The organism is Micromonospora sp. CA-244673 (assembly GCF_050948395.1).
Classification (GTDB): Bacteria; Actinomycetota; Actinomycetes; order Mycobacteriales; family Micromonosporaceae; genus Micromonospora.
In genome coordinates, this window is record NZ_CP192019.1 from 6740430 (window position 1) to 6765003 (window position 24574).

Below are 24574 nucleotides of genomic sequence, written 5' to 3' on the forward strand. Positions count from 1 at the left end.
CGGCCGGATGCGGACAGCGGCGGCGCGGATCGGAGTCCTCGCGGGCGTCACGGCGCTCGCCGCCTGCGCCCCCGGGCCGACACCCGAGAGCGCGTCCGGCCGCCCCGGCACGCCGGCCCGGCCGACCCCGGCCGCCAGCACGTCGCCGCCCCCGCCGGCCTGCTCGCCTGAGGGGATCCGCATCACCGAACTCGGGGTGAGTGCCGCCATGGGCCTGCGGGCCATGGGCCTGGAGCTGGTCAACTGCGGCGACCGCCCATACGTGCTGCGCGGCTATCCCGTGCCGAGCCTCCGGGACGCCGACCGGGACCCGCTGGCGGTCCAGATCATCCCCGGCGCGCGCCCGATCACCTCCGGCTTCGACCAGCCGCCCACGCGGATCGTCCTGCGCCCCGGCGAGCGGGCCAGCGCCGCGCTGCTCTGGCGCAATCTGGTCACCGACGCCACGGTGGTGGCGAGCAACGGCGCCTACCTCGACGTCGCCCCGCTGCCGGGCCGGCCCGCGCACCCGGTCGAGCTGGACGGACCCATCGACCTCGGCAACACGGGCCGGCTCGGCGTGAGCGCCTGGAAGCGGTACAACGGCGCAACGTCGACGCAACCACCCGCCCCGAGCGGCCCACCCTCCACCGCACCCACCCCCGACAGCCGCCTCTGAGGGTCGTCCCGACATCAGATCTTGGTAGGAAACGGCCCCTGGGAGGGCCACTTCCTACCAAGATCTCGGGACGGATCCGGTCAGGCGGGGACCGAGGGGCGCGTCGTCGCGGTGGTGACCGGTGCGCGGCGGCGGGCAAGCAGCGCGTCCAGGGCCCAGGTGCCCGGGCCGAGGACCGCGACGAGCAGGAACGACCAGCAGAAGAGCGCGGCCGGCTCGCCGCCGTTGCGCAGCGGCAGCGGGCCGTCCGGCTGGTGCACCACGAAGTACGCGTACGCCATCGAACCGGAGGCGAGCAGCGCGGCGGGCCGGGTGAGCAGGCCGACGAGCACCAGCGCGCCGCAGACGAGCTGGATCAGCGCGGCCCACCAGCCCGGCCACTCGCCGACCGGCAGCGCCTCGCCGGTCATCGGGTTGCCGCCGAGGACGCCGAAGAGGGACGCCGCGCCGTGGCAGAGGAAGAGCAGGCCGGTGACCATGCGGAACAGGGAGAGCACGGGACCGTTCAGTTGCGCCGGGACCATCGAAGCCTCCATAGATAGGGATGGATATCCCCAGCATGAGGCACCGTTCTATCGATGGTTAGCTATTCCTTGTGGGTGAGAAGACTTTTTGGGAACGCTCCCATACTACCTGGCCCGCTCAGCTCGTGACGTCCTTGCGAGTGAACCGCCAGTAGGCCAGCCCCCAGAACAGGGTCGCGTAGGCGATCGCCGAGATGGCGCCGCGTACCACGTCGTCGGTCTGCACCGGGGTGGACAGCAGTCCGAGCCAGGCGCTGCTGTAGTGGGTGGGCAGGAACGCGCGCAGCCCACCCAGCGCGGTGATCTGGTCGAGGATGCTGGAGAGGATCCAGAGCAGCACGGCGCCGCCGACCGCGCCGAGCGCGGCGTCCGTGGTCACCGAGAGCAGGAACGCCAGGCCGGCCACCACCAGCAGGACGACCGCCAGGTAACCCAGCACGCCGAGCAGGCGGACCAGGCCCTCGGCCGGGGCCAACTCGGCGGCGACCTGGCTGCGCAGCGGGGACCAGCCGTACCGGAGGGTGCCGGCGAGCAGGGCGGTGCCGGCGAGCAGCACGAGCGCCAGCGCCGAGTACACGAGCGCGACCACCAGCTTGACCGTGAGCAGCCGGGCCCGGGGCACCGGCACGGCCAGCAGGTAACGCAGGCTGCCCCAGCTCGCCTCGCTGGCCACCGTGTCACCGCAGAACAGCGCCACCACCACGACGAGCAGGAAGGACGACGACACGAAGATCGAGAAGAGGGTGAAGTTCAGCCCGCCCGAGGTGGCCAGGTCGACCAGGCTGGCGAACTCGCCCCGGCCGTTGTCGTCGTCACCGCCCGAGTCGAACTGGAACGCGATCAGGATGATCAGCGGCAGCAGCACCATGAACCCCAGCGCGAGCTGGGTACGCCGGCGCGCCGCCTGCCGGCGGAACTCCGCCAGGAACGGCAGGGTGGCCGACGGCCGGTAACCGGTCGCCGCCCCGACCGGCCCCACAGAAGACGACTGAGCCATCACCGGTCCCCGCTTCCCCGAGAGTTCTCGCCGACCAGGGCGAGGAACGCGTCCTCCAGGCGCCGCCGGGGCACCACCCGGTCCACCCCGATGCCGGCCCGCACCAGCTCGGCCACCACCTCGCTGCGGGCCGTGCCGTTGGTGTCCACGACCAGCCCGCCGTCGCCGTCGGGCAGCACCCGTACGCCGGCCAGCCGGTCGAGCACGCCACGCGCCGCGTCCGGGTCGCTCACGTCGAACAGGACGCTCGGCGACTCGCCGACGATCTCCTCGACCGGGCCGGACGCCACGATCCGCCCCTTGTTCACCACCACCGCGTGGGTGCAGGTCTGCTCCACCTCGGCGAGCAGGTGGCTGGAGACCAGGACGGCCCGGCCGTCGGTGGCGTAGCGCTGGAGCACCCGGCGCATCTCGGCGATCTGCGGCGGGTCCAGCCCGTCCGTCGGCTCGTCGAGCACCAGCAGTTCGGGCAGGCCCAGCATGGCCTGCGCGATGGCCAGCCGCTGGCGCATGCCGTGGCTGTAGTTCTTCGTCCGCCGGTGCACCGAGTCGCCCAGCCCGGCGATCTCCAGCGCCTCGTCGAAGTGCGCGTCCGCCCACGGCCGGCCGGTCGCCCGCCAGTACGCCCGCAGGTTCTCGATGCCGGACAGGTGCGGCAGGAAGCCCGGCCCCTCGACCAGCGCGCCGATCCGGGAGAGCACCGGCGAGCCGGGCACCAGCCGGTGCCCGAAGACGTAGATCTCGCCGGCGGTGGGCTGGGTCAGCCCCATGAGCACCCGCAACGTGGTGGTCTTGCCGGCGCCGTTCGGCCCGAGCAGGCCGACCACCTGGCCCGGGTGCACCTCGAAGTCCACGTCGGAGACGGCGACGAAGCCGTCCGCGTACTCCTTGCGCAGGTTGCGGACGGCGAGCGGGACGCCCGCGTACGCCGGGTGGATCGAGCTGTCCTGGCGGCGGTGCCGGCGGCGGGCGACCAGGACGACCACGACGAGCCCGACCGCGATCGCGGCGAGCAGGCCGGCCAGCACCCAGCGCCAGACCGTGGCGGTGGTGGGGATGGGCGTGGCGTCGACCGTGGGCAGCACCAGCGGGCCGTCACCGAGCGTCACGGTGTGCACGGCCGGCTCGGCCGGGGTGGCGTACGCCTGGTCGGAGGTGGCCACGACGACCCGCAGCCGGTGGCCGGCCTCGACCCGGCGGACGATCGCCGGCAGGGTGACCGTGACCGGCCGGGACTCCTCGACGGTCCGCGGCAGGCCGGTCAGCCGGACCGGCGCCACCAGACCGTCCGGCAGGGTGGCCCCGCCCTGCGGGTCGACGTCGTAGAGCTTGACGAAGAGCACCGCCTCGCCGGTCGCGGACGCGGCCCGGATCCGCACGGCCGGCGCGCCGACCACGTCGACCGGGTCGGCCAGCGGCGCGGACTCGAACCGGGCGTGCTGGCCGGGGATGTCGCCGGCCACCCCGTCCAGCAGCGAGCCGAGCGCCCCGGCGAACGGCACCGACGAGATCGCCGCCGGGTTGCCGTTGGGCGGGTTGGCGACGGGCTGCGCCGGCCCGGCCAGCGTCACCTCGCGGCGGCCCTGCCCGGTCACGCCCGGGTAGTCGGCGGTGCGGTAGCCGGTGGCCACGAGGCCCCGGTCGAGCGCGTCGAACCCGGCGATCCGGGAGAAGGTGAAGCTGTCGCCGGGCGCCTCCCCCTCGCCCTTGACGTAGTGGTCGAGCCACTGCGCGGTCAGGAACTTCACCCGGTCGGAGTCGGAGGTCGGGCCCGCGCCGCCGTCGTGGCCGCCGGTGAACCAGGCGACCCGCACCGGGGTGCCGGCGGCGGCGATGCCCCGGGCGTTGGCGTCGGCCTCGGTGAGCGGGAAGAGGGTGTCGGCCTCGCCCTGCACCAGCAGGGTGGGTGCCGTGATCCGGTCGAGCACCCCGGCCGGCGAGGAGCGGCGCAGCAGGTCGACCGCCGGGCCGTCGGCCCGCCCGGTGGTGGCGATCCGCAGGTACGCGGCGCAGACGTCGGCGGCGAACCGGCCGCAGGACGGGTCGGCGGCGCCGGCCGGGGCGCGACCGGGGCCGGAGCCCGGACCGGAGCCGGGCTGCGGGCTGGGCGCGCCGGCCGACGCCGGGGCGCCCTCCGGCTGGGCCGCGGTGGTCCCGGAGAGCCCGGCCGGGCCGGAACCGGCGTTGCCGCCGCCGCCGAAGAAGATGCCGGCCCAGCCCTTCTTGAACACGCCCTCGGTGGGCGCCCTGCCGGTGCTCTCCGGCAGGAAGGCGCGGGACAGGTCGTTCCAGGTGATCATCGGGACGATCGCGTCGACCCGGCGGTCCTGCGCGGCCAGCAGCAGGGCCAGACCGCCGCCGTACGAGCCGCCGACCACGCCGACCCGGGGGTCACCGGCCGCGTCGAGGCGGATGTCCGGGCGGGCGGCGAGCCGGTCCAGCAGGCGCTGCGCGTCCCGCACCTCGTAGTCGGGACTGTCCAGGTGGATCTCGCCGCCGCTGCGGCCGAACCCGCGGGCCGTCCAGGTGAGCACCGCGTACCCCCGGTCGGCCAGGTCCTCGGCGTCGGAGCGGACCGACTCCTTGGTGCCGCCGAAACCGTGCGCCAGCAGCACCGCCGGGACCCGGTGCCGGGCCGAGGCGTCGCCGGGGAGGTAGAGCGTGGTGTCCAGGTCGACCGGCTGGTCGCCGGCCGGTCCGGAACGGACGGTCACCAGGGCCGACTCGGTGCGGAAGCCGGGGCGGCCCGGGCGGGCCGCCCAGACCACGGCGGCGGCGACCAGGAGGAGCACCACCACCGCGGCGACGAGCCGGCGAGGGCGGCCGGCCAGGGCGCGCCGGATCCGCGCGACGGGCAGCGGTGATCTCATGCGGCACACGGTACGGGCCGCCGGCTGAGCGTTCCCTGAGATCCGCCGTACGTCCGTCCGGCTGGGCCGTTCGTTGTCCGGGTCCCGTCGACCGTGGAAGGTCCAGAGCGTCCCAGCGGGATGAATTCTGATTCCGTGAATTCACATCTACGCTCGCAAATGCCGCCGATGCCACCTTCCCCCCGGTCATATCGGACGCTCCGTAGGTGCAAGGTCAACCGCACGTGACGGGACCCCAAGTGACGTGAAGCCGACTCGCGGACCACGCTGCCACCCGCGCCCGGTTCGATTACTTTTCCGGTCCGGTGCACGGGACTGCGTGAACGGCGACCCCCGGCTCCGGACCGTCCCCCGCCGTCGCCGGAGGAGACAGACCATGACCGTCCCCGCGCCGCGGGTCCGCCGGCGGCCCTCCGCACCGGGCCGCACCCTGCCCCTGCTGCTCGTGCTGGCGTTGCTGGCCCCGCTGGGACTGCTCTTCGCCCAGACCGACGGGCACACCGGCGACGACCGCGACCTGGCCGCCCGGGAACGGCTCGGCGTCCGCTACCTGCGCGCGCTCGGGCCGGTCACCGACGCGCTGACCGACGCGCAGACCACGGCGGTCGCCGGCCGGCCGGTCACCCGGGCGGCGCTCACCGCCGCCGTCGAGCAGGCGGCCCAGGTGGACGGCGCGATCGGCGACCAGCTCCGCACCCGGGAACGCTGGGCGGGGGTACGCGCCAAGCTGGAGGCGCTGCCCGAGCGCGGGCTCGCCGACCCGGAGGCGGCCTTCCAGGCGTACGGCGAGGTCACCGACCTGCTGCTGGCCCTGCACCGGAAGGTCCGGGAAGCCTCCGGCCTGGTCCGCGACCCGCGCTCCGACTCGTTCTTCGTGCAGGACGCCATCGGCGCGGACCTGCCCGCGGCCATGGTCGCCGCCGGCCGCCTCGCCGACGTGGCCACCCTCGCCCCGAACCGGCCCGCGGCGGACCGCCCGAGGACGATCGCCGAGCTGGCCGAACTCCGGGTCGCCGCGCTCGGGCCCGCCACCGACCTGGTGGACGACCTGCGGGCGGCCGTGGACAGCTCGGAGAGCACCGACCTCGGCCCGACCGTGCTCACCCCGCTGGACACCTACCAGCGCGCGGTGGAGGCGCTGGCCGCGTTCTCGGCGCCCGCCGGTGCGGCCGGGCCCGATCCCGTCCAGCTCGGCGCCGCGCGGCGGGGCGCGCAGTCGGCCGCCACCCAGCTCCGGCAGGTCATCCTCGACCAGCTCGACGCGCTGCTGGCGGATCGGCTCGACCGGCTCGACCGGGACCGCTGGCTGGCCCGGGGCGCCGTCGCGGCGGCCGGGGTGCTGCTCGCCGTGCTGGCCGGGGTGCTGCTCTCCGCGCTGCGGCGAGCCCGCCGCCGGGCCGCCGAGGCGGACCGCGAACCGGCCGACGCCGCCGCGTACCCGGCGGCCACCCGTCCGGACCCGCCGCTGTCGCCCGGGAACGGCGAACTCCTGGCGGTCGGCGGCGGACGGGCCGGCGAATCCGAGCGGTGGAGGCCGTTCGATGCTGCTCGGTAGGCTCCGGATCCGGGGCCGGCTCGCCCTGTTGGTGATCATCCCGCTGCTCAGCATGGTCGGGCTGGCCGTGCCGGTCGTCCTCGACCGGGTCGCCGCCGCCCAGCGGGCCGCCGAGATCGCCGACACCGTCCGGGCGGCCAGCCGCATCGGCAGTCTCGTGCAGGATCTACAGCAGGAACGGCTGCTCTCGGTGGGGTCGCTGCTCGGCCGGGTGACCCGCTCCGAGCTGATCCAGAAATCCGCCACCGTGGACGACCGGGTCGCCGACCTGCGCGCCGAGTCGCTGCCGGCGCCGGTCCGGGCGGCCCTCGACGGGGTACGCACGCTGGCCGACCTGCGTACCGCCGTGCTCGCCGGGAAGGCCACGCCGGACGAGATCATGGGTGCGTTCCGCACGGTCGACATGGCGCTGATCGAGGCGCTGCGGCTGCCGTTCCAGGTGGACACCGGCACCTCGGCCGGGCGGCAGGTGCTGGCGCTGGACGCGCTGCTCCGCGCGGACGAGGGGCTGGGCGCCTGCGCCACGCTGATCGTGCTCGTCAAGGCCACCGGCGACCCGAAGGTGGCGGGCTCGTACATCGCCTGCATGGCCGCGCTCCAGGTGGACAACCAGCGGTTCCGCAGCCTCATCACGCCGGAGCAGTACCGGCTGGCCATGCTGGACGACGCTGCGGTCGCCGCGCGCACGAGCCCCACCTTCCTGGTCGACAGCGTCAAGGACCCGGTGGCGGCGATCGCGGCCGTGCCGATCGACGCGCTGTTCCCCTCGGTCCGCTCGATGATCACCCTCGGCCAGTTCGTCGAGAAGAAGATCGTCGCGGACGTCATCGCCGAGACCCGGAGCGAGCAGCGGGGCGCGCTCGTCGCCGCCTGGCTGGTCAGCGCGGCGGCCGCCCTCATCCTGCTGAGCGTGGTGCTGCTCGGCATGGCGGTGGCCCGGACCGTGGCCCGGCCACTGACCCGGCTCACCCGCTCCGCGGACCGGGTCGCCCGGGTCGCCGAGGCGGAGCTAACCCGGGTGGTCGACGACGAGGCCGAAACCGTCGCGCCGGTCCGCCTCGACCCGATCGACGTCGGCGCCCGCGACGAGATCGGCGACCTGGCCCGGGCGTTCGAGCGGGTGCAGCGCACCGCCGCCCGGCTGGTCGAACGGCAGGTGGCCGGCCGCCGCAACGTGGCGCAGATGTTCGGCCACGTCGGCCGGCGTACGCAGAACCTGGTCGGCCGGCAGATCGCCCTGATCGACCGGCTGGAGCGGCAGGAGACCGACCCGGGACGGCTGGAGCACCTGTACCGCCTCGACCACATCTCCAGCCGGCTGCGCCGCAACGCCGGCAGCCTCGTGGTGCTCTCCGGCGCGACCGGATCGGACGGGCACGTCGCGCCGGTCCCGCTCGCCGACCTCGTCCGGCTCGCGCTCGGTGAGATCGAGGACTACACCCGGGTGGACGTGCAGGTCCCGTCCGGGGTGTCGGCGGGGCCCGCGACCGCCGGCGACCTGGTGCTCGCGCTGGCCGAGCTGATGGAGAACGCCACCAGCTTCTCCCCGCCGCACACGCGGGTGCTGGTGGCCGGCGAGCAGACCGACGGCGGCGCCCGGCTCACCGTGGTGGACCGGGGCATCGGCATGACCGAGGAGCGCCTCGCCGCCGAGAACGCCCGGCTCACCCGCCGGGAGCGGCTCGACCTGGCGCCGACCGAGGTGCTCGGGCTCTTCGTGGTGGGCCGGCTGGCCCGCCGGCACGGCTGGAGCGTCCGGTTGGCCGCGACCGCCGGTGGCGGCGTGACCGCCCACCTGGAGATCCCGGCCGCCCTGCTGGTGGTCCGCCGCCCCGAGCGCGCCGGTGCGACCGTGGCGCGGGCCTCCGTGCCGTCCCGGGAGCGGCGGGCGCTGCCCGAACCCGCCCGGACGCCGACCGCCGGCGAGCCCGCCAGCTTCGACGCGGCGCTGCTGAGCCGCGCCACCCGCAGCCTGGAGGCCGGCCAGTCCTGGAACGCCTTCGGCAACCCGGCCGCACCCGGGACGCCCGCCGTCGCACCCGGGACGCCCGCCATCGAGCCCGGGACGCCCGCCATCGAGCCCGGGACGCCCGCCATCGAGCCCTGGGCGCCCGCCGTCGCGCCCAGGACGCCCGCCGGCGGACCGCCGCTCGCCTGGCCGCCCGCCGTGGCGCCCGCCACCCCGGCGCCGGCCACCCCCGGCCCGGGCCTTTCCGACCCGCCGACCCCGGTCGTCGGCCCGGCACCGGCCGCTCCCCCGGCCGCTGGGCCGGCGACCGGCCTCCCGCCGGCCGGGCCGGCCCTCGCACCCCTGCCCGCGCGACCGGCCCCCGCGCCGCCGTCCCCCGGCCCCGCCGGGCCGATGCTCGCGCCGCCGACCGCCGGTCCGGCCGGGACAGGCCCGCTGATCCGGCAGCGGGTGCCCGGGGCGAGCCTGCCCGCCGCCGGGCCGGCGCCGGGGCCGGTCACCGCCACCACCGCCGACCCGGCCGCCGTCCGGGCCCTGGTCGAGGCGTTCCAGGACGGCGTACGCCGGGCCGAGGACGACACCGCCCCGGCCGTGCCCACCCCCGGCCGGCCCCTGCTCAGCCGGCGGGTGCCCGGGGCGAACCTGGCCGTGTCGCCGGTGCGGCCCGCCCCGCCGGCCAGCCCGCCGCCGGGGGACCCGGCCGAGGTCCGCGACCTCATCACCGATTTCGAGGCGGGCGTCGCCCGTGCTCTGCGCGAAGTCAGTCCAGACCGACGCTACGAAGAGGACGCATCACGGTGACCAGCCCGTTCCTGCACGACAACGCCGACCAGACCACCACCGGCGGCCTCAGCCCCGAGGCGCGCACCTTCAACTGGTTGCTCGACTCGTTCACCTCCAGCACGGCCGGGGTCATGGAGGCGATCGCGGTCTCCTCGGACGGACTGCTGATGGCCATGTCCGCCATCAAGGACCGGTCCAACGCGGAGCGGCTGGCCGCGGTCGTCTCCGGCATGACCAGCCTCGCCGGGGGCGCGGCCAGCTGGTACGCGCTCGGCGGGTTGAACCGGGTGATCGTGGACATGGCCGAGGGCTACCTCCTGATCAGCGCGATCAGCAGCGGCTCGGTGCTCGGCGTGGTCGCCGACCGCTCCGCCAACCTGGGCACCGTGGCGTACGAGATGACGCTCTTCGCCGGCCGCGCCGGCGGCGCCCTGACCCCCCGCCTGATCGCCGAACTGAAGAACGCCGTCCAGCAATGACCCCGGAGGCGGCCGGTGAGGACCCGGAGCCGGAGCCCGGCACCCGGATCCGTCCCTTCCTGCACGCGCCCTCCCCCGGCCCGGGGTCGGACGCGGGCGGCGGGGAGCCGGCCGGCCCGCGCCCGTTCGTACTGACCGCCGGCCGGGTGGACGGCGATCCGGCGATCGGCCTGGAGACCCAGGTGACCGCCCGGCCGGAGAGCGGCTCCTGGGCGGTCATCGCCCAGCTCGCCCCGGAACTGGCGACGATCGTGGCGCTCTGCGCCGAACCGATCTCGGTCGCCGAGATCTCCGCCCGGGCGCGGATGCACTTCGGCGTGACCCGGGTGCTCGTCGGCGACCTCCGCGCCGCCGGGCACCTCGACGTGCACGTCGGGGACGCCGACGACGCCCTCGACCCCGACCTCATCCTGCGAGTGATTGATGGACTCCGTGCGATCTCCTGAATGGCCGGCGGCCGCCGCGGGCGGTCCCGCCGCGAACAGCGCCGCCACCCGGTACGCCGCCCCGCCCACCGGCGCCGGGCCGGCCGCCGCCCCGCCGGCCGGGCGGACCGCCACACCGGCTCCGCCGCCGCCGTACCGGCCGCCGGAGATGGCCGCCCCGACGGTCAGCCCGGTGCCCGCGCCGCGCCCGCCGATCCCGGTGAAGATCCTCATCGCCGGTGGCTTCGGGGTGGGCAAGACCACCACGGTGGGCGCGATCTCCGAGATCGCGCCGCTGACCACCGAGGCGGAGATGACCACCGCCGGGATCGGCGTCGACGACCCGGGCGCGGTCTCGGACAAGACCACCACCACGGTCGCCATGGATTTCGGCTGCGTCACCATCGACCGCAGCCTCAAGCTCTACCTCTTCGGCACGCCCGGCCAGGCCCGCTTCGGGTTCATGTGGGACGACCTGGCCCGGGGCGCGCTCGGCGCGCTCGTGGTGGTGGACAGCGCCCGGCTCGACGACTGCTATCCGGCGATCGACTTCTTCGAGCGGGCCGGGCTGCCGTTCGCGGTGGGGGTGAACGCCTTCGACGGCCGGCTGGCCCTCGACCTACCCTCGATCCGCTGGGCGCTGGCGATCGGCGAACACGTGCCGCTGGTGCAGTTCGACGCCCGGGACCGGCTCTCCGCACGGGACGCACTGCTGGTGGTCCTGGACCGGGCGCTCTACCGGGCGACTCGGGAGAAAGGGGCCTGAACCGGCCGCCGGTTCGACCCGTGTCACGGAAGGGGTGCACGTGATGAGAGGCGATCTGGACGAGACCCTGGCCCGGCTGGCGCGGCGCGATGAGGCGCTGCGCCGCCGGGCGCCACTGCCCGGCGAGCCGGCCGAGGAGGCCGCGCGCGACGGGTCGGCGGACGAGCGGGCGGGGCACGGCGCGTACCGGTTGCGTGGGGGCGACCGGCCGGAGCGGCGGGACCCGGTCGAGGAGGTGGCCGAGGCGGTCCGCCGGGTGGTCGCCGAGCACCCCGGCCTGGCCGTCGTCGTGCGGGTGGAACTGGGCGGGCAGGCGTACCCGTTGCGGGTCGCCTGGTCCGGCCCGGAGGTGACGGTCGGTGCCGCTGCCGCGCCCGCGCCCCCGCCGGCCTGGCCCATGTCGGTGAAGACGGTGCCGGCCCCCGGGCAGGACGGGATGGTCGCCGACCCGGCGGCCCGGCTCGCCGAGATGATCCGGCGCGATCCCTCCCTGCTGGACGACACCGGCCCGCTGTAGAGGCCCGCCGGCACGACGTGGTGCCGGCGGCTACTGTCGGGCGGGTGGCGGAACCCGACCTGACCCTGACCGCGATCCTGCGGCCGGCGGCGCTGGACGCCCGGCGCGGCGTCGTCCGCCTGCACCCCGAGGTGCTGACGGCGCTGGCGCTGCGCCCCGGCGACCCGGTGCGGCTGGCCGGCCGGCGGGTGACCGCCGGCATCGCCGCGCCAGCGGACCCGGGCGCGAGCAGCGCCCTGCTCTACGCCGACGACCTGCTGCTGGGCAACCTGGGCCTGCGCGACGGCGGGCAGGTCACGGTGAGCCCGCTGCCGGCGGTCCCGGCCCGCCGGCTCACCCTCGCCGGCCCGGTCGGCGTCGTCGCCGCCGTCTCCCCGGAGATGCTCCGGCTCGCCCTGCTCGGCAAGGTGGTCACCGCCGGGGACGATGTCTCGCTGCTGCCCCAGGACGTGCTCCCCGACGCCGCGCTCCGCGGCCTGGTCGAGGCCGCCCGCCGCAGCCTGGCCACCACCGTCGGGTACGCCTGGACCAGCACCCTGCTCACCGTGGTGGCGGCCGAGCCGGCGACCGGCGCGCTGGTCACCATGGACACCGTGGTCGGCTGGGAGCACGGCGCGGCCACCCGCGGCTCCGGCCCGGCCGGCGGGACGGGCCCGGCGACCCCGGCCGCCCCCGCACCGGCCGACGGCCTGCTCGGCCCCGAGGACGCTCCCGACGTGGACGAGCTGCCCGGGCTGCGGGCCCAGGCCGAGGAGCTGACCGAACTGCTCGACCTGGGCTTCCACCACGGGGAGGTGCTGGGCCGGCTCGGCACCACCGTCTCGCTCGGCGTCCTCGTCGGCGGCCCGGCCGGCTCGGGCAAGTCGGCGCTGGTCCGCGCGGTCGCCGCCCGGGTCCGCGCCCGGGTCCGCCCGCTGTGGGGCCCGGAACTGGCCGCGCTGGGCAACGACGCCGCCGCCCGCCGGCTGCGCGAGGCCGCCGCGGAGGTCCGGGCCAACGGGCCGGCCGTGCTGCTGGTCACCGACGTGGAGGCGGTCGCCCCGGCCGACGAGCCCGGCCCGCTGGCCACGGTGTTCCGGCAGGTGGTCGCCGAGACGGTCCAATCGGGGGCGGCGGTGGTCTGCACGACCGGGCGCCCCGAGGCGGTGGACCCGGCGCTGCGCGCCCCGGACCTGCTCTCGCTGCGGATCACCGTGCCGCTGCCCGACGCGGCGCTGCGCCGGGAGCAGCTGACCGTGCTCACCCGGCAGGTGCCGCTGGCCGAGGACGTCCGGCTGGACGAGGTGGCCGCCCGTACGCCGGGATTCGTGGCCGCCGACCTGGCCGCGCTGGTCCGCGAGGCCGGGGTGCGGGCCGCGCTGCGGCAGAAGGCGGCGGAGACGCCGACCGTGGCGATGGCCGACTTCGCCGCCGCCCTGGAGGTGGTCCGGCCGACCACGATGGCCGCGTCCACCCTGGAGCTGGCCTCGGTGACCCTGGACGACGTCGGCGGCCTGCACGAGGTCAAGCAGACGCTGACCGAATCGGTGCTCTGGCCGCTGACCTACCCGGACACGTTCGCCCGGCTGGGCGTGACGCCGCCGCGCGGGGTGCTGCTCTACGGGCCGCCCGGCTGCGGCAAGACCTACCTGGTCACCGCGCTGGCCGGCTCGGGCCGGGCCAACGTGCTGTCGGTGAAGGGCGCGGAGCTGCTCTCCAAGTGGGTCGGTGAGAGCGAGCGCGCGGTCCGCGAGCTGTTCCGCCGGGCCCGCGAGGCGGCCCCCACGCTGGTCTTCCTCGACGAGGTGGACGCCCTCGCCCCGGTCCGCGGCCAGGCCAGCGACGGGGGCACCACCGACCGGGTGGTCGCCGCCCTGCTCACCGAGCTGGACGGGGTGGAGGCGCTGCGCAACGTCGTGGTGGTCGGCGCGACGAACCGTCCCGAGCTGGTCGACCCGGCGCTGCTCCGCCCCGGGCGGCTGGAGCGCCTGGTGTACGTGCCGCCGCCGGACGGCCCGGCCCGCGCCGAGATCCTCCACGCGGCCGCCCGGCACGTCCCGCTCGCACCCGACGTGGACCTCACCGCGCTGGGCGCGGAGCTGGACGGCTTCTCCGCGGCCGACTGCGCCGCGCTGATCCGGGAGGCGGCGCTCGCCGCGATGCGCGAGTCGCTGGCGGCCAGCACGGTCACCGCCGCGCACGTCGAGGCGGCCCGCACCCGCGTACGCCCCTCGCTGGACCCGATCCAGCTCGCCCTCCTGGAGGCCTACGCCGCCACCCGGCGCTGAGCCGGCTCAGTCGGTGGGCAGCAGCGGGCCGAGCGGGCCGAGGTCGAGGTTGAGGTCCTCGGGGGCCAGGCCGAAGTACTCGCGGAGCTGGGTCATCTGCTCCTCCAGCGCCATCAGCGTGGCGCCGACCCGTTCGACCTGCTCCTCGGTCAGGTCGCCCAGGTCGACCCGGCGCAGCGCCTGCCGTTCCATGAGCTGCCGGAGCAGCTCGATCACGGTGAGCACCAGGCTGGCCAGCCCGCGCTCGACCGAGTCCTGGTCCACGGCCAGCCTGCGGTCCAGCGGCCGGACCCGGGGCGCCGTCCACCGCGGCTCGCCCAGCGCCGCCGCCAGGTCGGCCGCCTCGTCCCGGCCGGTCACGGCGCGACCTCCGGCTCGGGCGGGGCGAGCGCGCCGACCGAGGCGATGAGCGCCCGCAGCGAGACGCGGACCAGGTCGATGTCCGCGATGGCCAGGGTGATGTCCCCGGTGATCACCACGCCGGTGGCGAGCACCCGGTCGAGCAGGTCGACCAGCGCCACCGGCCGGTAGGTCAGCGGATCGTCGGCGCTGCTGGGCGCCAGCGTGCTCACGCCCATGCCGGCTCCGCCTCCGGTTCCGCCACGAAGGAGTACGGCGGCCAGGGGCCGGTCAGCTCCAGCCGCAGCTCCGGGTGCCGTTCCGCCAGCTCCCGGGCCAGCCCCGCGAAGCCGTCCCAGCGGTCCCGGTCGACCAGGTACGCCCCGTTGAGCACCATGGCGGTGGGCGCGCCGGAGAGCCGCCGGTCCTGCGGGGCGTGCCGGCGGGCGGCGACCGCGTACCCGGCGAGGGCGGTGTGCACGGCGGCGGCCCCGTCGGCGGCGACCCGCTGCCCCTCCTCCCGGGCGGTGAGCTGGGCCCGGCGCCGCCGCAGGTACGCCGCGCCGGCCCCGCCCCCGTCGACGGGTTCCTCGGCCGTCGGGGTCGCCCCGGGCACCACGTAGCCCTTGACTCCCCACTCCGCGCGGCCGTCGAGCCGGGCCAGCGTGCCGGCCAGCTCGTCGTGCCGCTCGACCAGCACCCGGGCCACCCGGTCGTCGTCCCGGTGGACGGTGGCGAGCCGGGCGGGCACCACCGTGCCGGACCGGGACAGCGCGTCCACCACGGCGTGATGGGCCCGGGCGGCCCGCTCCAGCCAGGCCAGGTCCTCCAGGTTGCGGCGCAGCGCCGCCTCGCCGTACTCGCTGAGCGGGGCGTCGCTGACCACGGCGACCAGGCCGGCGGCGGCCACCGCCCGGACCGGCGTGCCGGCGATGCCGGGCAGCCCGGCGGGCGTGGCCGTGCCGGCGACCACGCCGTGCAGCCAGACCGCGGTCCCGGTGTCCGGGGTGGGGTCAGAGGTCGTGGTCATGCCAGCCCTCCCGCTCGTCCCGCTCGGCCCGGGCGGCCACCCGCGGCCGGCGGGACGCCTCGACCTCCTCCGGGTCACGCGGGCCCGGCTCGACCGGCGGCCGAGCCTTGGAGCTCAGCCACGGGTCGTGCTCCCACCAGTCGATGCCGATCTGCCGCGCGGTGTCCACCGAGGCGATGACCAGCCGCAGCTTCAGCGTCAGCAGCTCGATGTCGAGCAGGCTGACCCGGATGTCACCGGCGATCACGATGCCGCGGTCGAGCACCCGTTCCAGGATGTCGCCGAGGTTCGCCGGCTCGTGGCCGGCCGGCAGCACCTGACCGGAGTTCTGCACGACCGACGGCGCCCGCCCAATGGTCATCTCAGTCCCCCTTGCCGCGCTGGTAGCGGCGCGTCCGCCGGTAGCCGAGCAGGCTGCCGGTCATGTCCAGCTCGACCTCGTAGAGGCCGAGCAGGTCGGTCGACGCCGGGATGCGGTGGTCCTCGACCACCTCCACCCCGACCCGCCACCCGTCGTCGGTGGGCTGGATCGAGGTGATCCCGAGCGGGTCCTTGCCGGTCAGCGCGACGATCAGGCGCAGCCCCTCCTGGGCCGCCTCGGCCGCGCCGACCGCCTCCTCGTCGTCCTCGTCGAGGTACCGCTCCTCGGCCCGACCGCCCCGGTCCCGCCACCGCTCGCGGTCGCCGTCACCCCGGATCCGTGCTGTCATCGCCCTCCCCCTCGTCCGCCACGCGGCTCGCCGCGGCGGCCGCCGGTCCCCCGCCGGGCGGGCGCCGGCCGCCGGGGCGCGCCGTTACGCCCCGGCGGGGTACGGCCGGCGCCGGCGGCCGGCCTCGTCAACCGGTCCAGCACCTGCTGCTGCCCCCGGTCCCGCTCCTCCGGCGTGATGTCGCCGGCCGCCGCCGCCCGGTCCAGCTCCTCCAGCTCACGCCGGATGTTGACCGGGTTGTACTGCTGCGACTCCGCCTCCCGCGCCACCACCTTGACCAGCGCGGTGAGCCCCCGCACCGGCGCGTACGGCAGGGTCAGCAGCGTCCACAGGATGTCCACGTGTCACTCCACCAGCTGGTGCGCGCTGACGAAGTCGTACGGGGCGAGCGGTCCGATGAGCCGCATCCGGATCAGGTCCCGCCGCTGCTCGGCGAAGTCCTCCACGGCCTGGACGAACTCGTCCTCGTCGTCGCCCTCCACCAGGAAGGAGACGCGCACCGCGTCCAGCTCGTTGCTGGGCGGGAGTGGCACGTCGGCCACCACGTACCGGCCCACCGCGTCGATCAGGTCGCGGTTCTCCGCCTCCCGGCGCAGCTCCACCGCCTGGCTGATCATCTCGCCGAGCCGGATCCGCTGCTCCCGGCTCTCGACCTCCGGCCGGCCGCGCACCTCGTCGGCGAGGGCACCGGCGGCGGCGTTCTCCGCCAGGAAGCCGCTGATGAACTCCTGCTCGTCGAAGCGCCCGTGCACGGTGTACTGGAGCCGGCCCTCGAACTCGTCGAGGGCGGCGGCGAACCGGTCGTGGTGCGCCGCGAGCAGGTCCTCGACCGCGTCCTCGCCGGTCACCACCGTGCCGAACCGCACCGGCAGCACCGGCGCGACCACCGCCGTCCCGTCCAACAGCCGCTCGTACGCGGTCAGGTCGGCCGGCCGGCCCAGCGGCTCCTCCAGCCCGACCTCGCTGACCAGCGCCGCCAGCTCACCGTGCCGGATCGCGGTCACCTCGCCCGGCGGGGAGCCGACCCCCTCGGCCTCGGGGGTCGGCTCCACGTCGGAGGGCACGATGCCGTAAATGAACAGCCCGTTCTCCTCAGCCATCTCAGCGCTCCTCGTCCCGCCGCCGGCGCGGCCGCTCCCGCTCCCGCTCGTCGCCCCGGTCGCGGAGCGAATCGGCCACCGCGCCGCTGATCTCCTGGGCCGCCTTGCCGAGCCCGGAGACCGCCTTGCCCTTGGTGGCCGCGCCGGCCGCGTCACCGACCAGGTCCGGCAGGCCCTTCTGGTCCTTCGGCACGATGCTCAGCCGGTCGACCGCCTCGGCGAACCGCAGGTACGTCTCGACACTGGCGATGACGATCCGGGCGTTGATCTCCAGGAGCTGGATGCCGACCACGGCGACCGACACCTGGGCGTCGATCACCACGCCCTTGTCGAGCACGGTCTCCACGACGTCGGCGAGGGTGCCCCCACCGCCGCCGCTGGTGCGTTCCAGGGCGCTGCCCGACTGTCCCGTCGTGGTGGACACGGTCATTCGTCACGCTCCTCTCGCCGGCGGCGCACCACCGGCCGTCGTGGTGTCTCGGGAGCCCGCCGGACCGGGCGCGGCCGCTCGGGGCGCGCCTCCCGCTCCTCGCGCGGCTGGGGGCGGCGCGCCCGCTCGGGGGCGCGGCGGCGCGGCGGCTCCTCCTCCTCGGGCTCCTCGGCGTACTCGTCGTCGTCGAAGTCGTCGCCCTCGTCGTAGTCCGCGTACTCCTCCTCTTCGGGGCTGGGCCGGCGGCGCGGCGGCGGTGGCCGGCGGCGGCCGCGTCCGGCGGGCCGGCGCTCCTCCTCCGGCTCCTCCTCGGCCTCCTCCTCCGGCTCCTCCTCGGGTTCCCCGGCGCGGCCCCGCTGCTTCTCGCGGCCCGGCCGCTCCTCGCGGCCCTCCTGCTCCTCGCGGCCCTCCTGCTCCTCGCGGAGCGCGGTCTCGTGGTCCTTGACCACCTGGGAGTCCTCGATCTCACCGCGCCAGCCCTCGACCGAGTCGGGGTCGAGCACGGTCTGCGTCATCACGTGCCGGACGAAGTGCTTCAGCTCCAGCCGGACCCGGCGGCCCTGGGCGCGCCACAGGTTGCCGGTGTGCTCGAAGAGACCCTGCGGGTGGTACTCCAGCACGACCAGGATCCTGGTCAGCTCCGGGCCGACCTCGTGGAAGCTGACCGTGCCGTCGACGGAGCCCTTCTCGCCCTTGGACCGCCAGTGGATGAGCCGGTCCGGGATCTGCCGGACGATGGTCGACTCCCAGGTCCGGTGCGACCAGAAGACCTGCGCCTTCCAGGTCATCTTCCCGTCCGAGTCCCAGTCGGCCTGCTCGACCTTCTTCATGAAGCTCGGGAAGTCGCCGAACTGCGTCCACTGGTTGTAGGCCACCCGGACCGGCACGCCGACCTCGATGGTCTCGACGATGTTGGTGACCTTGAGCTTCTTGCCGCCGCCCTTGCCGCCCTTGCCACCGCCGAATGCCGCCATCAACTTCTCCTTACCGCCGGCCAGGCCGGCATGGAACATGGCCTTGACCGGGGAGTTGCCCTCGGCGAGCTTCTGGGCGCCGGTGGCGGCCGCGACCAGGCCGGGGCCACCGCCCTCCTTGGCGTAGTCGCTGAGCCGCCCAGTGGCGCCGGTGATCCGCTCGGTAACCGCGTGCACGGCACGCTCACCGATGGCCGAGGCGAGGTTGCGCAGTTCGCTGCCGAGTTGCTCCCGGGCCCGGTCCGTGAGGTTGCTGGTCGCCATGGTCACCGCCCCCGCTGCCGTCGTGCGACGACCGGGCGCCCGCCCCGGTCCGTCTCGTCCTCCGCGGCGGGCTGCTCGTCCAACTCCTCCTCGTCGTCGGCGGCCGAGCGCTCGCCGTCCGTCGGCTCCTCGTCGGCGCGGCCGCCGCCGTCACCGGCCGTCTTCCGCCGCAGCGCGTCGGCGCTGCCGCGGAGCTTGCCGCTGAGCGCGTCGATGCCACTGCCCGCGGCCGCGGTCGCCGCGGCCTTGCCGGCGGTGGCCAGCGGGCCGCCCAGCTTGCCGAGGCCGCCGAGCTGGGGGTTCACGTTCATCAGGTCCGCGCCGAGCTGCTTCAGCCCGCCCGGCCGCTGGCTGGCCCGCCCAGCCGCCACGGCGGCTGCGAGGGTGAGGGCCGTACGCATCTTCTTCCGGCGCCCGAGGAGGTAGCCGAAGCCCACCGCCAGCGCCACCCGTGCTCCGCTCTTCATCTGTTCTCCTTCGCTCCCCGGCGGAAGCGGACACCTCGTCTGGAGCAGGCCCGGAATGACAGCTGCCGGGGATCAGCGGAAACGGGCCTGCGACCGAGTTCCGTATCAGCGGACCCGGCGGGCAGTACCCGTCACCCCACCGGCAAAACATTCCGGCAGGGTCAGGGAGACGCGTGTAACTGGAGAATTGGATAACCGGCAGCGTGACGGTCAGACCGCGCAAAACGGGCAGACGGGCCGAGCTGACCAGGGAGAAGTCAAATCGCTTGACTGAGGGCAATCAGCAATTCAGTGCGTCGGCAAAGCCGAATCGAGACACATTTCCGCGCGGAGCTTGCCGTCCTTCTCGCGCAATTCCGCGCCACATTTACGAAGGACCGAGACAGCGCCGTGGTTGTCCGGTGTCGTCTCGGCCACGACGGTGCGCATGCCGGCCGCCGCGGCGGCGTGGAGCAGCTCCCGCAGGGCCGCCGCGCCGAGCCCCTGGCCGCGCGCCGAGCGGCCCAGCCACATCCCGGTCTCCACCGTCCCCGGCTCGCCGCAGCGGGTCATCCGAACCATGCCGACCACCTCGCCGCCGGCCACGATCGCGTACATAAGGGTGCGGGTCGGGCCGTCCAGGCCGCCGAAGCTCGCCCGGTGGAACTCGCGAAAGGCCTCCCGGCGGGCCAGCGACCACCCGGCCGGGGCTTGGACCGGGGGCATGACGTCCTCCGGCTCCGCCTCGGCAGCCGCTACGGAGAGCAACGGCTCCAGGTTTCGCTCGTCCACCGGCTCCAGTCGTACGGCACCCTTCACGAGGCGCAGTCTGCCGGTCGTACCGGCCCAAGTCCACCCCTTTGGGCCCGGACTGCCGGTCCGGCGGAGGGGGTCGGCCGGTCGTACCCCCCGGGTGTTCCGCCTCACGCTCCGTTGTCAGCCGACCGGTCCGTTTCGGCGGTGAGGGTGCTCACTCCGCCGGGGCGAACTCGCAGAGCGCCACCGACGCGTCGTCGCTGCGCTTGTGCCGGCGCAACCGGTCCGGATGGTCCCGCTCGGCCGCCCGGACCCGGTCGATCAGCCCCTCCGGGCCCTCGGCCGCCGTCACGTCGAGCAGGCCGGCCCAGTCGAAGAGGCCGAACTGCTCGACCGCGCAGGAGGCGCCGTCGGTGAGCAGCGCGGCCCGTCGCAGCGCACCCGCCCCACGCAGCGGCAGCGTGCCGGTCACCGCGTGGTACGCCGCGTCCGGGTCGCTGGCGGCCGCCCAGTAGCCGTGCGTCCGGTTCATCAGGGTGCGCTGCACGGTCACCGCCCGGTGGAACCGGGTCGCCGCGTCGACGCCCCCGTCCGGCAGGGCGGCGGCGGTGCGGCGCAGGTCCTCCAGCGCCGTGTCCAGCCGGTCGTCGGAGACCACATCGATCCGGTCCCCGCTGTCGAGCACCAGCGGGCTGTCGCAGAGGACCAGGTAGTCCACCTGGTCGCCACCCTCCCGGAGGAGGCAGACCGTGGAGGACGGGGTGCCCGGGTGGTCCAGGTCGCAGTCGCCGCCGTGGTCGGCCCGCACGGCCAGGATCGCCGCGGCCAGGCTGCTCATCAGCGTGGCCGCCGGGCGGGCCGCGACGGCCAGGCCGATCCGGGCGGCCAGGTGCCGGACGTACCAGGCCGGGCCGTGCACGCACCCGGTGTCGAACCCCTCCGGCACCGTCGCCCCGTCGAGGACGCCGACCAGCGGGCCGAACCGGAAGACCAGGTCCTCGTTCTCCAGCCGGTCCGGGGCCGGATCGGAGGCGGAGCGTACCCGCATCATCGGCGCCGTCCCGACCGGCCGGGCCGGCCGGCTGCCGATCGGGTACCGGCGGTCTGGTGCCCCCATCCGTCTGCTCCCTCCGTCGCCGTCCGCCGCCTACCCGGAGCGCCGGAGCCCATGCCGGTGCGGCCGGAACCGGGGGCGGCGCCGCCGGTCAGCGTCTCCGGTTCCGGGCCCGGGACGAGCGCAGCCGGCGCAGCCGGCCGACCAGCACCGGCTCCGCGGCGAGCGCGGCCGGCTGGTCCAGCAGCGCGTTGAGCAGCTGGTAGTAGCGGGTCGCGGAGAGCCCGAAGGTGTCCCGGATGGCCTGTTCCTTGGCGCCCGCGTGCTTCCACCACTGCTGCTCGAAGGCGAGGATCTGCCGCTCCCGCTCGGTCAGCCCGTCGGTCTCACCGGGCGCCTCCGGAGCCTGATCCGCCGGTCCGTCGTCCGGCGGTGCGGCCTCGACCGCGGGTGCGGAGCGGGGTGGCGGGACGGTGCGGCCGGCCTCCCGGCGGGCGACGTCGGTGGTCCCCGACGGCTCGGGCCGGTCGGTGGCGGCCCGCTCCGTGGCGTCGGCGGGCAATGGCGCTCCTCAGCGGGACGGGGCGGCCGGCGCGACGACGCCGGCCGGGGGACCCCAGCCTAACCAGGGTCCGCCCGGCCCGCATCGGACGCGGGGTCCGCGCCGGTCAGGCGATGTCCCGCCGGCGCATCGACCAGAACGAGGCGAGGAGCGCCGCGGCGGCGCCCACCCCGAGCACCAGCGCGGACTGCTGCCAGGTGACCACCAGCTTGGCCGGTTCACACGCGCCCTTGGCGAACTGGCAGGTGTCGTAGTCGAAGAGTTCCACCTTCTTCATGAACCACGACTGGGCGTACGTGGACAGGACGTAGCGGTCGCCGAACGGCACGGAGAGCACGGCGACCGCGATCCGGATGCCGATCTCGCTGATCGCGAAGACCGCCACGGCCGCGCCGAGCGCCATCGCGGTGTGCCGCCCCAGTGAGGCGAGCGCGAAGGCGACCGCGCCGACCAGCAGGATGAGCCCGACCGCCCGCAGGCCGTCGAGGCCGATGGACTGCCACACCCCGGAGGTCACCTTGGCGGTGGTCCCCCGGTAGCGGCCGATGAGCCAGAAGGCGAGCGTCCAGAAGGCGCCGAGCACCAGGCTCACGCCGAGCACCGTGGTGAGCAGCGCGGCCAGCTTGGTGCCCAGCACGGCGAGCCGTTTCGGCCGCCAGAGCAGCAGGTTCATCATCCCGCCGGTGCTCCACTCGGCGCCCACGTAGGAGGCGCCGACGATGAACGCGAAGAGCGCCACCGCCCCGGCGAAGACCGCGATGAACATGGGGAACTCGGCCCGGAAGTCGAACTGGTAGGGCAGGTTCCACTTCGGGTCGAACATCTCCGGCTGCGGCTGCCAGTCCCGGCCGCAGTTCGGGCCGTACCGGTCCTCGGTGTCCTGGTCGCCCCTGGCCTTGGCGGCGTCGCAGTCGGCGACGCTCTTCTTCCAGTCTCCGAGCGCCCGCTGGTACTGGGCGTCGGACTCGACCTGGGCGGCCGCCACCGTCTCCTTCGAGAGCTGGTGGCTGGAGAAGCTGAACGCGGTGGCCACCGTTGCAAGCCCGAGCAGCAGCAGGACCAGCAGCAGCCGGGTGAGCCGGCGCTTGCTGAGCCGGCGCAGTTCGGTCACGTACAGGCTCATGCGCCCCAACCTCCCGTGGTGGCGCCGCTGCCCGGCTCACCGACCTTCGTGGACTGGTCGACCTGCCGGTGCTGGCCGGGAACCGGCGCGGTGGCGGTCAGTTCGAGGAAGACGCTCTCCAGGTCGACCGCGACCGGGGTCAGCTCGCTGACGTAGAGGCCCTGCTCGGCCAGGACGCGGCTGACCGCGGCCGGCTTGTCGACGCCTGCGAGCATCAGGTGGTCGGGCTCGGCGGCGACCCGGATCCCGGCCCGGGTCAGGGTCTCGGCCGCCTGCGGCAGGTCGGTGACCGCCTCCAGGCGGACCCGCACCGCGCCCTGCGAGTGTGCGGCGAGCACCTCGTCGACCGGCCCGTACGCGACCCGCCGGCCCAGCGAGATGATGGTGACCGAGTCGCAGATGAGCTGGATCTCGCCGAGGATGTGGCTGGAGAGCACCACGGTCATCCCGACGGCGGCGAGGTCGCGCATCAGCCCGCGCATCTCCCGGATGCCGCCCGGGTCGAGGCCGTTGGCCGGCTCGTCCAGGATCAGCAGCTTCGGGTTCTTCAGCAGCGCGGAGGCGACCGCGAGCCGCTGCTTCATGCCGAGCGAGTAGGTCTTCACCCGCTCGCCGGCCCGGTCGCGCAGCCCGACCAACTCCAGCACCTCGTCGACCCGCTGCCGCGGCAGCTCACCGGCCTGGGCGAGCAGCCCGAGGGTGTCCCGGGCGGAGAAGTGCGGGAAGAACTGCGGGCTCTCCACGATGGCACCGACCTGGCCGGCGACCGCGGGCAGCGCCTGCGGCAGCTCCTGGCCGAGGATGGCCATGCGGCCGCCGTTGGGCCGGATCAGGCCGAGCAGCGTACGCAGCGTGGTGGTCTTGCCCGAGCCGTTGGGGCCGAGGAAGCCGTGCACCTGGCCGGCCTCGACCCGCATGTCGAAGCCGTCGAGCGCGTGGCGGACCCCGCGTTTCCGGCTCCGGTACGTCTTGCGGAGACCTTCGATCTCCAGGACAGCCGACAAGCTGACCTCCCCCGATAAGTAGGTGTCAGCTCGACACCATACGCGGTATGCAGCCGCAGACAATACCCGGTATGCATCGGGGTTTTCCCGGATTCGCGTCAGGCGCGCCGGCGAGCCGCGTCAGGCGCGCCGAGGAGGCCGGTCAGGCGCAGACGACGTGCACGCCCGCGTCGCGGAACGCCTGCACCACGGCGGGGGACGCGCCCGAGTCGGTCACCAGCGTCTCCACCCGGTCCACCGGGCAGATCCGGGCGAACGCGTGTCCGCCCAGCTTGGACGAGTCGGCGATGACCACGACCCGCTTGGCCCGGGCCACCATGAGGCTGTTCATGGCCGCCTCGCCCTCGTGGTGGGCGGCCGCGCCGAGCTGCGGGTCGATGGCGTCCACGCCGAGCAGCGCCACGTCCAGGGTGACCTCGCGCAGCAGCGCCCCGCCCAGCGGGCCGACCAGCTCGAACGACTTGGGCCGGACCACGCCGCCGGCCACCACCACCTTCATCCGCGAGCGCACCAGCAACTCGTTGGCGATGTTCAGGGCGTTGGTGACCACGGTGAGCTGGGCGCCCTCGGCGCTGGTGTTCAGGTCGGGGCGCACGGCCAGCGCCCGGGCCACCTCGGTGCTGGTCGTTCCGCCGTTCAGACCCACCACCGTGCCCGGGGAGACCAGCGCGGCGGCGGCCGCGCCGATCCGCTGCTTCTCCGCCGAGTGCTTGGCCGTCTTGTAGCGCAGCGGCAGGTCGTAGGAGACGCCGTTGGCGACCGCGCCGCCCCGGGTCCGCGTGATCATCTGCTGCTGGGCGAGCTGGTCGAAGTCACGCCGGATGGTGGCCTGGGAGACGTCCAGGCGCTCGGCCGCCTCCTCGACGCTGACCCGGCCGCTGTTGGTCAGCATCTCGAGCAGCGCGTTCCATCGGGCGTAGCGGTCCACCGCGGGGCCTCCACTGACTCTGCACGAACGGTGATTGATTGCGT

Annotated in this window: 27 protein-coding genes; 8 read left to right on the forward strand and 19 right to left on the reverse strand. The window is 75.2% G+C overall.

Features of this window, described 5'->3' with window-relative positions:
- Nucleotides 1–7 precede the first annotated feature (7 nt).
- Entirely contained in the window at nt 8–658 is a 651-nt protein-coding gene (locus tag ACQP12_RS31035) for a DUF4232 domain-containing protein (RefSeq protein ID WP_433283583.1), read from the forward strand.
- A gap of 80 nt (nt 659–738) precedes the next feature.
- On the opposite strand, the gene ACQP12_RS31040 is transcribed toward ACQP12_RS31035, so the two are convergent.
- The 3 genes from ACQP12_RS31040 to ACQP12_RS31050 all read right to left on the reverse strand — a co-directional run bounded on the left by ACQP12_RS31040 (nt 739) and on the right by ACQP12_RS31050 (nt 5049).
- Nucleotides 739–1182, reverse strand: coding sequence for a DoxX family protein (locus tag ACQP12_RS31040; protein ID WP_433283584.1), 444 nt, complete (start codon nt 1180–1182; stop codon nt 739–741).
- Nucleotides 1183–1300: 118 nt separating this feature from the next.
- A complete protein-coding gene (locus tag ACQP12_RS31045; RefSeq protein ID WP_433283585.1) occupies nt 1301–2179 on the reverse strand; it encodes an ABC transporter permease in 879 nt (292 codons plus the stop codon).
- Nucleotides 2179–5049 (reverse strand): alpha/beta fold hydrolase, encoded by a 2871-nt coding sequence (locus tag ACQP12_RS31050; RefSeq protein ID WP_433283586.1) that lies wholly within the window; start codon nt 5047–5049, stop codon nt 2179–2181. Before ACQP12_RS31050 ends, ACQP12_RS31045 begins: the two co-directional genes overlap by 1 nt.
- A 376-nt stretch (nt 5050–5425) precedes the next feature.
- Between ACQP12_RS31050 and ACQP12_RS31055 the strand changes: the two genes are divergently transcribed.
- The 7 genes from ACQP12_RS31055 to ACQP12_RS31085 are packed head-to-tail and all read left to right on the forward strand — an operon-like array spanning nt 5426 to nt 13810.
- On the forward strand, nt 5426–6604 hold the full coding sequence (locus ACQP12_RS31055) for a hypothetical protein (RefSeq protein WP_433283587.1): 1179 nt from the start codon (nt 5426–5428) through the stop codon (nt 6602–6604).
- A complete protein-coding gene (locus ACQP12_RS31060; RefSeq protein WP_433283588.1) occupies nt 6591–9374 on the forward strand; it encodes a nitrate- and nitrite sensing domain-containing protein in 2784 nt (927 codons plus the stop codon). The genes ACQP12_RS31055 and ACQP12_RS31060 overlap by 14 nt, the downstream gene beginning before the upstream one ends.
- Nucleotides 9371–9835 (forward strand): roadblock/LC7 domain-containing protein, encoded by a 465-nt coding sequence (locus tag ACQP12_RS31065; RefSeq protein ID WP_151463027.1) that lies wholly within the window; start codon nt 9371–9373, stop codon nt 9833–9835. The genes ACQP12_RS31060 and ACQP12_RS31065 overlap by 4 nt, the downstream gene beginning before the upstream one ends.
- Complete coding sequence (locus ACQP12_RS31070) at nt 9832–10281, forward strand: DUF742 domain-containing protein (protein ID WP_357941535.1); 450 nt, start codon at nt 9832–9834, stop codon at nt 10279–10281. The genes ACQP12_RS31065 and ACQP12_RS31070 overlap by 4 nt, the downstream gene beginning before the upstream one ends.
- On the forward strand, nt 10259–11026 hold the full coding sequence (locus tag ACQP12_RS31075) for a GTP-binding protein (RefSeq protein ID WP_433283589.1): 768 nt from the start codon (nt 10259–10261) through the stop codon (nt 11024–11026). The genes ACQP12_RS31070 and ACQP12_RS31075 overlap by 23 nt, the downstream gene beginning before the upstream one ends.
- Before the next feature lie 43 nt (nt 11027–11069).
- Complete coding sequence (locus tag ACQP12_RS31080; RefSeq protein ID WP_433283590.1) at nt 11070–11543, forward strand: hypothetical protein; 474 nt, start codon at nt 11070–11072, stop codon at nt 11541–11543.
- A 44-nt stretch (nt 11544–11587) separates the two neighbouring features.
- Nucleotides 11588–13810, forward strand: coding sequence for an AAA family ATPase (locus tag ACQP12_RS31085; protein WP_357941541.1), 2223 nt, complete (start codon nt 11588–11590; stop codon nt 13808–13810).
- A gap of 6 nt (nt 13811–13816) precedes the next feature.
- Here ACQP12_RS31085 and ACQP12_RS31090 read toward each other — a convergent pair whose 3' ends face one another.
- The 16 genes from ACQP12_RS31090 to ACQP12_RS31165 form a co-directional block, all read right to left on the reverse strand.
- Nucleotides 13817–14170, reverse strand: coding sequence for a gas vesicle protein K (locus ACQP12_RS31090; RefSeq protein ID WP_355665971.1), 354 nt, complete (start codon nt 14168–14170; stop codon nt 13817–13819).
- Nucleotides 14167–14388, reverse strand: coding sequence for a gas vesicle protein (locus tag ACQP12_RS31095; RefSeq protein ID WP_433283591.1), 222 nt, complete (start codon nt 14386–14388; stop codon nt 14167–14169). The genes ACQP12_RS31090 and ACQP12_RS31095 overlap by 4 nt, the downstream gene beginning before the upstream one ends.
- Nucleotides 14379–15179, reverse strand: coding sequence for a GvpL/GvpF family gas vesicle protein (locus ACQP12_RS31100; RefSeq protein WP_433283592.1), 801 nt, complete (start codon nt 15177–15179; stop codon nt 14379–14381). Before ACQP12_RS31100 ends, ACQP12_RS31095 begins: the two co-directional genes overlap by 10 nt.
- Complete coding sequence (locus tag ACQP12_RS31105; protein WP_433283593.1) at nt 15163–15540, reverse strand: gas vesicle protein; 378 nt, start codon at nt 15538–15540, stop codon at nt 15163–15165. Before ACQP12_RS31105 ends, ACQP12_RS31100 begins: the two co-directional genes overlap by 17 nt.
- Nucleotide 15541: 1 nt before the next feature.
- The gene (locus ACQP12_RS31110; protein ID WP_357941549.1) at nt 15542–15889 is read right to left on the reverse strand and encodes a gas vesicle protein; all 348 of its coding nucleotides are present in this window, start codon (nt 15887–15889) and stop codon (nt 15542–15544) included.
- Nucleotides 15886–16230: a gas vesicle protein GvpG gene (locus tag ACQP12_RS31115; protein WP_433283594.1), complete on the reverse strand. Its 345-nt coding sequence runs from the start codon at nt 16228–16230 to the stop codon at nt 15886–15888. Before ACQP12_RS31115 ends, ACQP12_RS31110 begins: the two co-directional genes overlap by 4 nt.
- A 3-nt stretch (nt 16231–16233) precedes the next feature.
- Nucleotides 16234–16989 carry a GvpL/GvpF family gas vesicle protein gene (locus ACQP12_RS31120; RefSeq protein WP_357941553.1) on the reverse strand — a complete coding sequence of 252 codons (756 nt, stop codon included), beginning with the start codon at nt 16987–16989 and terminating at the stop codon, nt 16234–16236.
- A gap of 1 nt (nt 16990) precedes the next feature.
- Entirely contained in the window at nt 16991–17419 is a 429-nt protein-coding gene (gvpJ, locus tag ACQP12_RS31125) for a gas vesicle protein GvpJ (protein WP_433283595.1), read from the reverse strand.
- On the reverse strand, nt 17416–18657 hold the full coding sequence (locus ACQP12_RS31130; RefSeq protein ID WP_433283596.1) for an SRPBCC family protein: 1242 nt from the start codon (nt 18655–18657) through the stop codon (nt 17416–17418). The genes gvpJ and ACQP12_RS31130 overlap by 4 nt, the downstream gene beginning before the upstream one ends.
- Nucleotides 18658–18659: 2 nt before the next feature.
- Nucleotides 18660–19124: a hypothetical protein gene (locus ACQP12_RS31135; protein WP_357941557.1), complete on the reverse strand. Its 465-nt coding sequence runs from the start codon at nt 19122–19124 to the stop codon at nt 18660–18662.
- A 288-nt stretch (nt 19125–19412) separates the two neighbouring features.
- Nucleotides 19413–19922: a GNAT family N-acetyltransferase gene (locus tag ACQP12_RS31140; RefSeq protein ID WP_357941559.1), complete on the reverse strand. Its 510-nt coding sequence runs from the start codon at nt 19920–19922 to the stop codon at nt 19413–19415.
- A 151-nt stretch (nt 19923–20073) separates the two neighbouring features.
- On the reverse strand, nt 20074–20976 hold the full coding sequence (locus ACQP12_RS31145; RefSeq protein WP_433283597.1) for a hypothetical protein: 903 nt from the start codon (nt 20974–20976) through the stop codon (nt 20074–20076).
- 88 nt (nt 20977–21064) lie between these two features.
- Nucleotides 21065–21475 (reverse strand): DUF3263 domain-containing protein, encoded by a 411-nt coding sequence (locus ACQP12_RS31150; protein WP_433283598.1) that lies wholly within the window; start codon nt 21473–21475, stop codon nt 21065–21067.
- Nucleotides 21476–21581: 106 nt separating this feature from the next.
- Nucleotides 21582–22598 (reverse strand): ABC transporter permease subunit, encoded by a 1017-nt coding sequence (locus ACQP12_RS31155; RefSeq protein WP_433283599.1) that lies wholly within the window; start codon nt 22596–22598, stop codon nt 21582–21584.
- Nucleotides 22595–23515, reverse strand: coding sequence for an ATP-binding cassette domain-containing protein (locus ACQP12_RS31160; RefSeq protein ID WP_433289532.1), 921 nt, complete (start codon nt 23513–23515; stop codon nt 22595–22597). Before ACQP12_RS31160 ends, ACQP12_RS31155 begins: the two co-directional genes overlap by 4 nt.
- 229 nt (nt 23516–23744) lie before the next feature.
- Nucleotides 23745–24530, reverse strand: coding sequence for a DeoR/GlpR family DNA-binding transcription regulator (locus ACQP12_RS31165; protein ID WP_357941569.1), 786 nt, complete (start codon nt 24528–24530; stop codon nt 23745–23747).
- Nucleotides 24531–24574 lie beyond the last annotated feature (44 nt).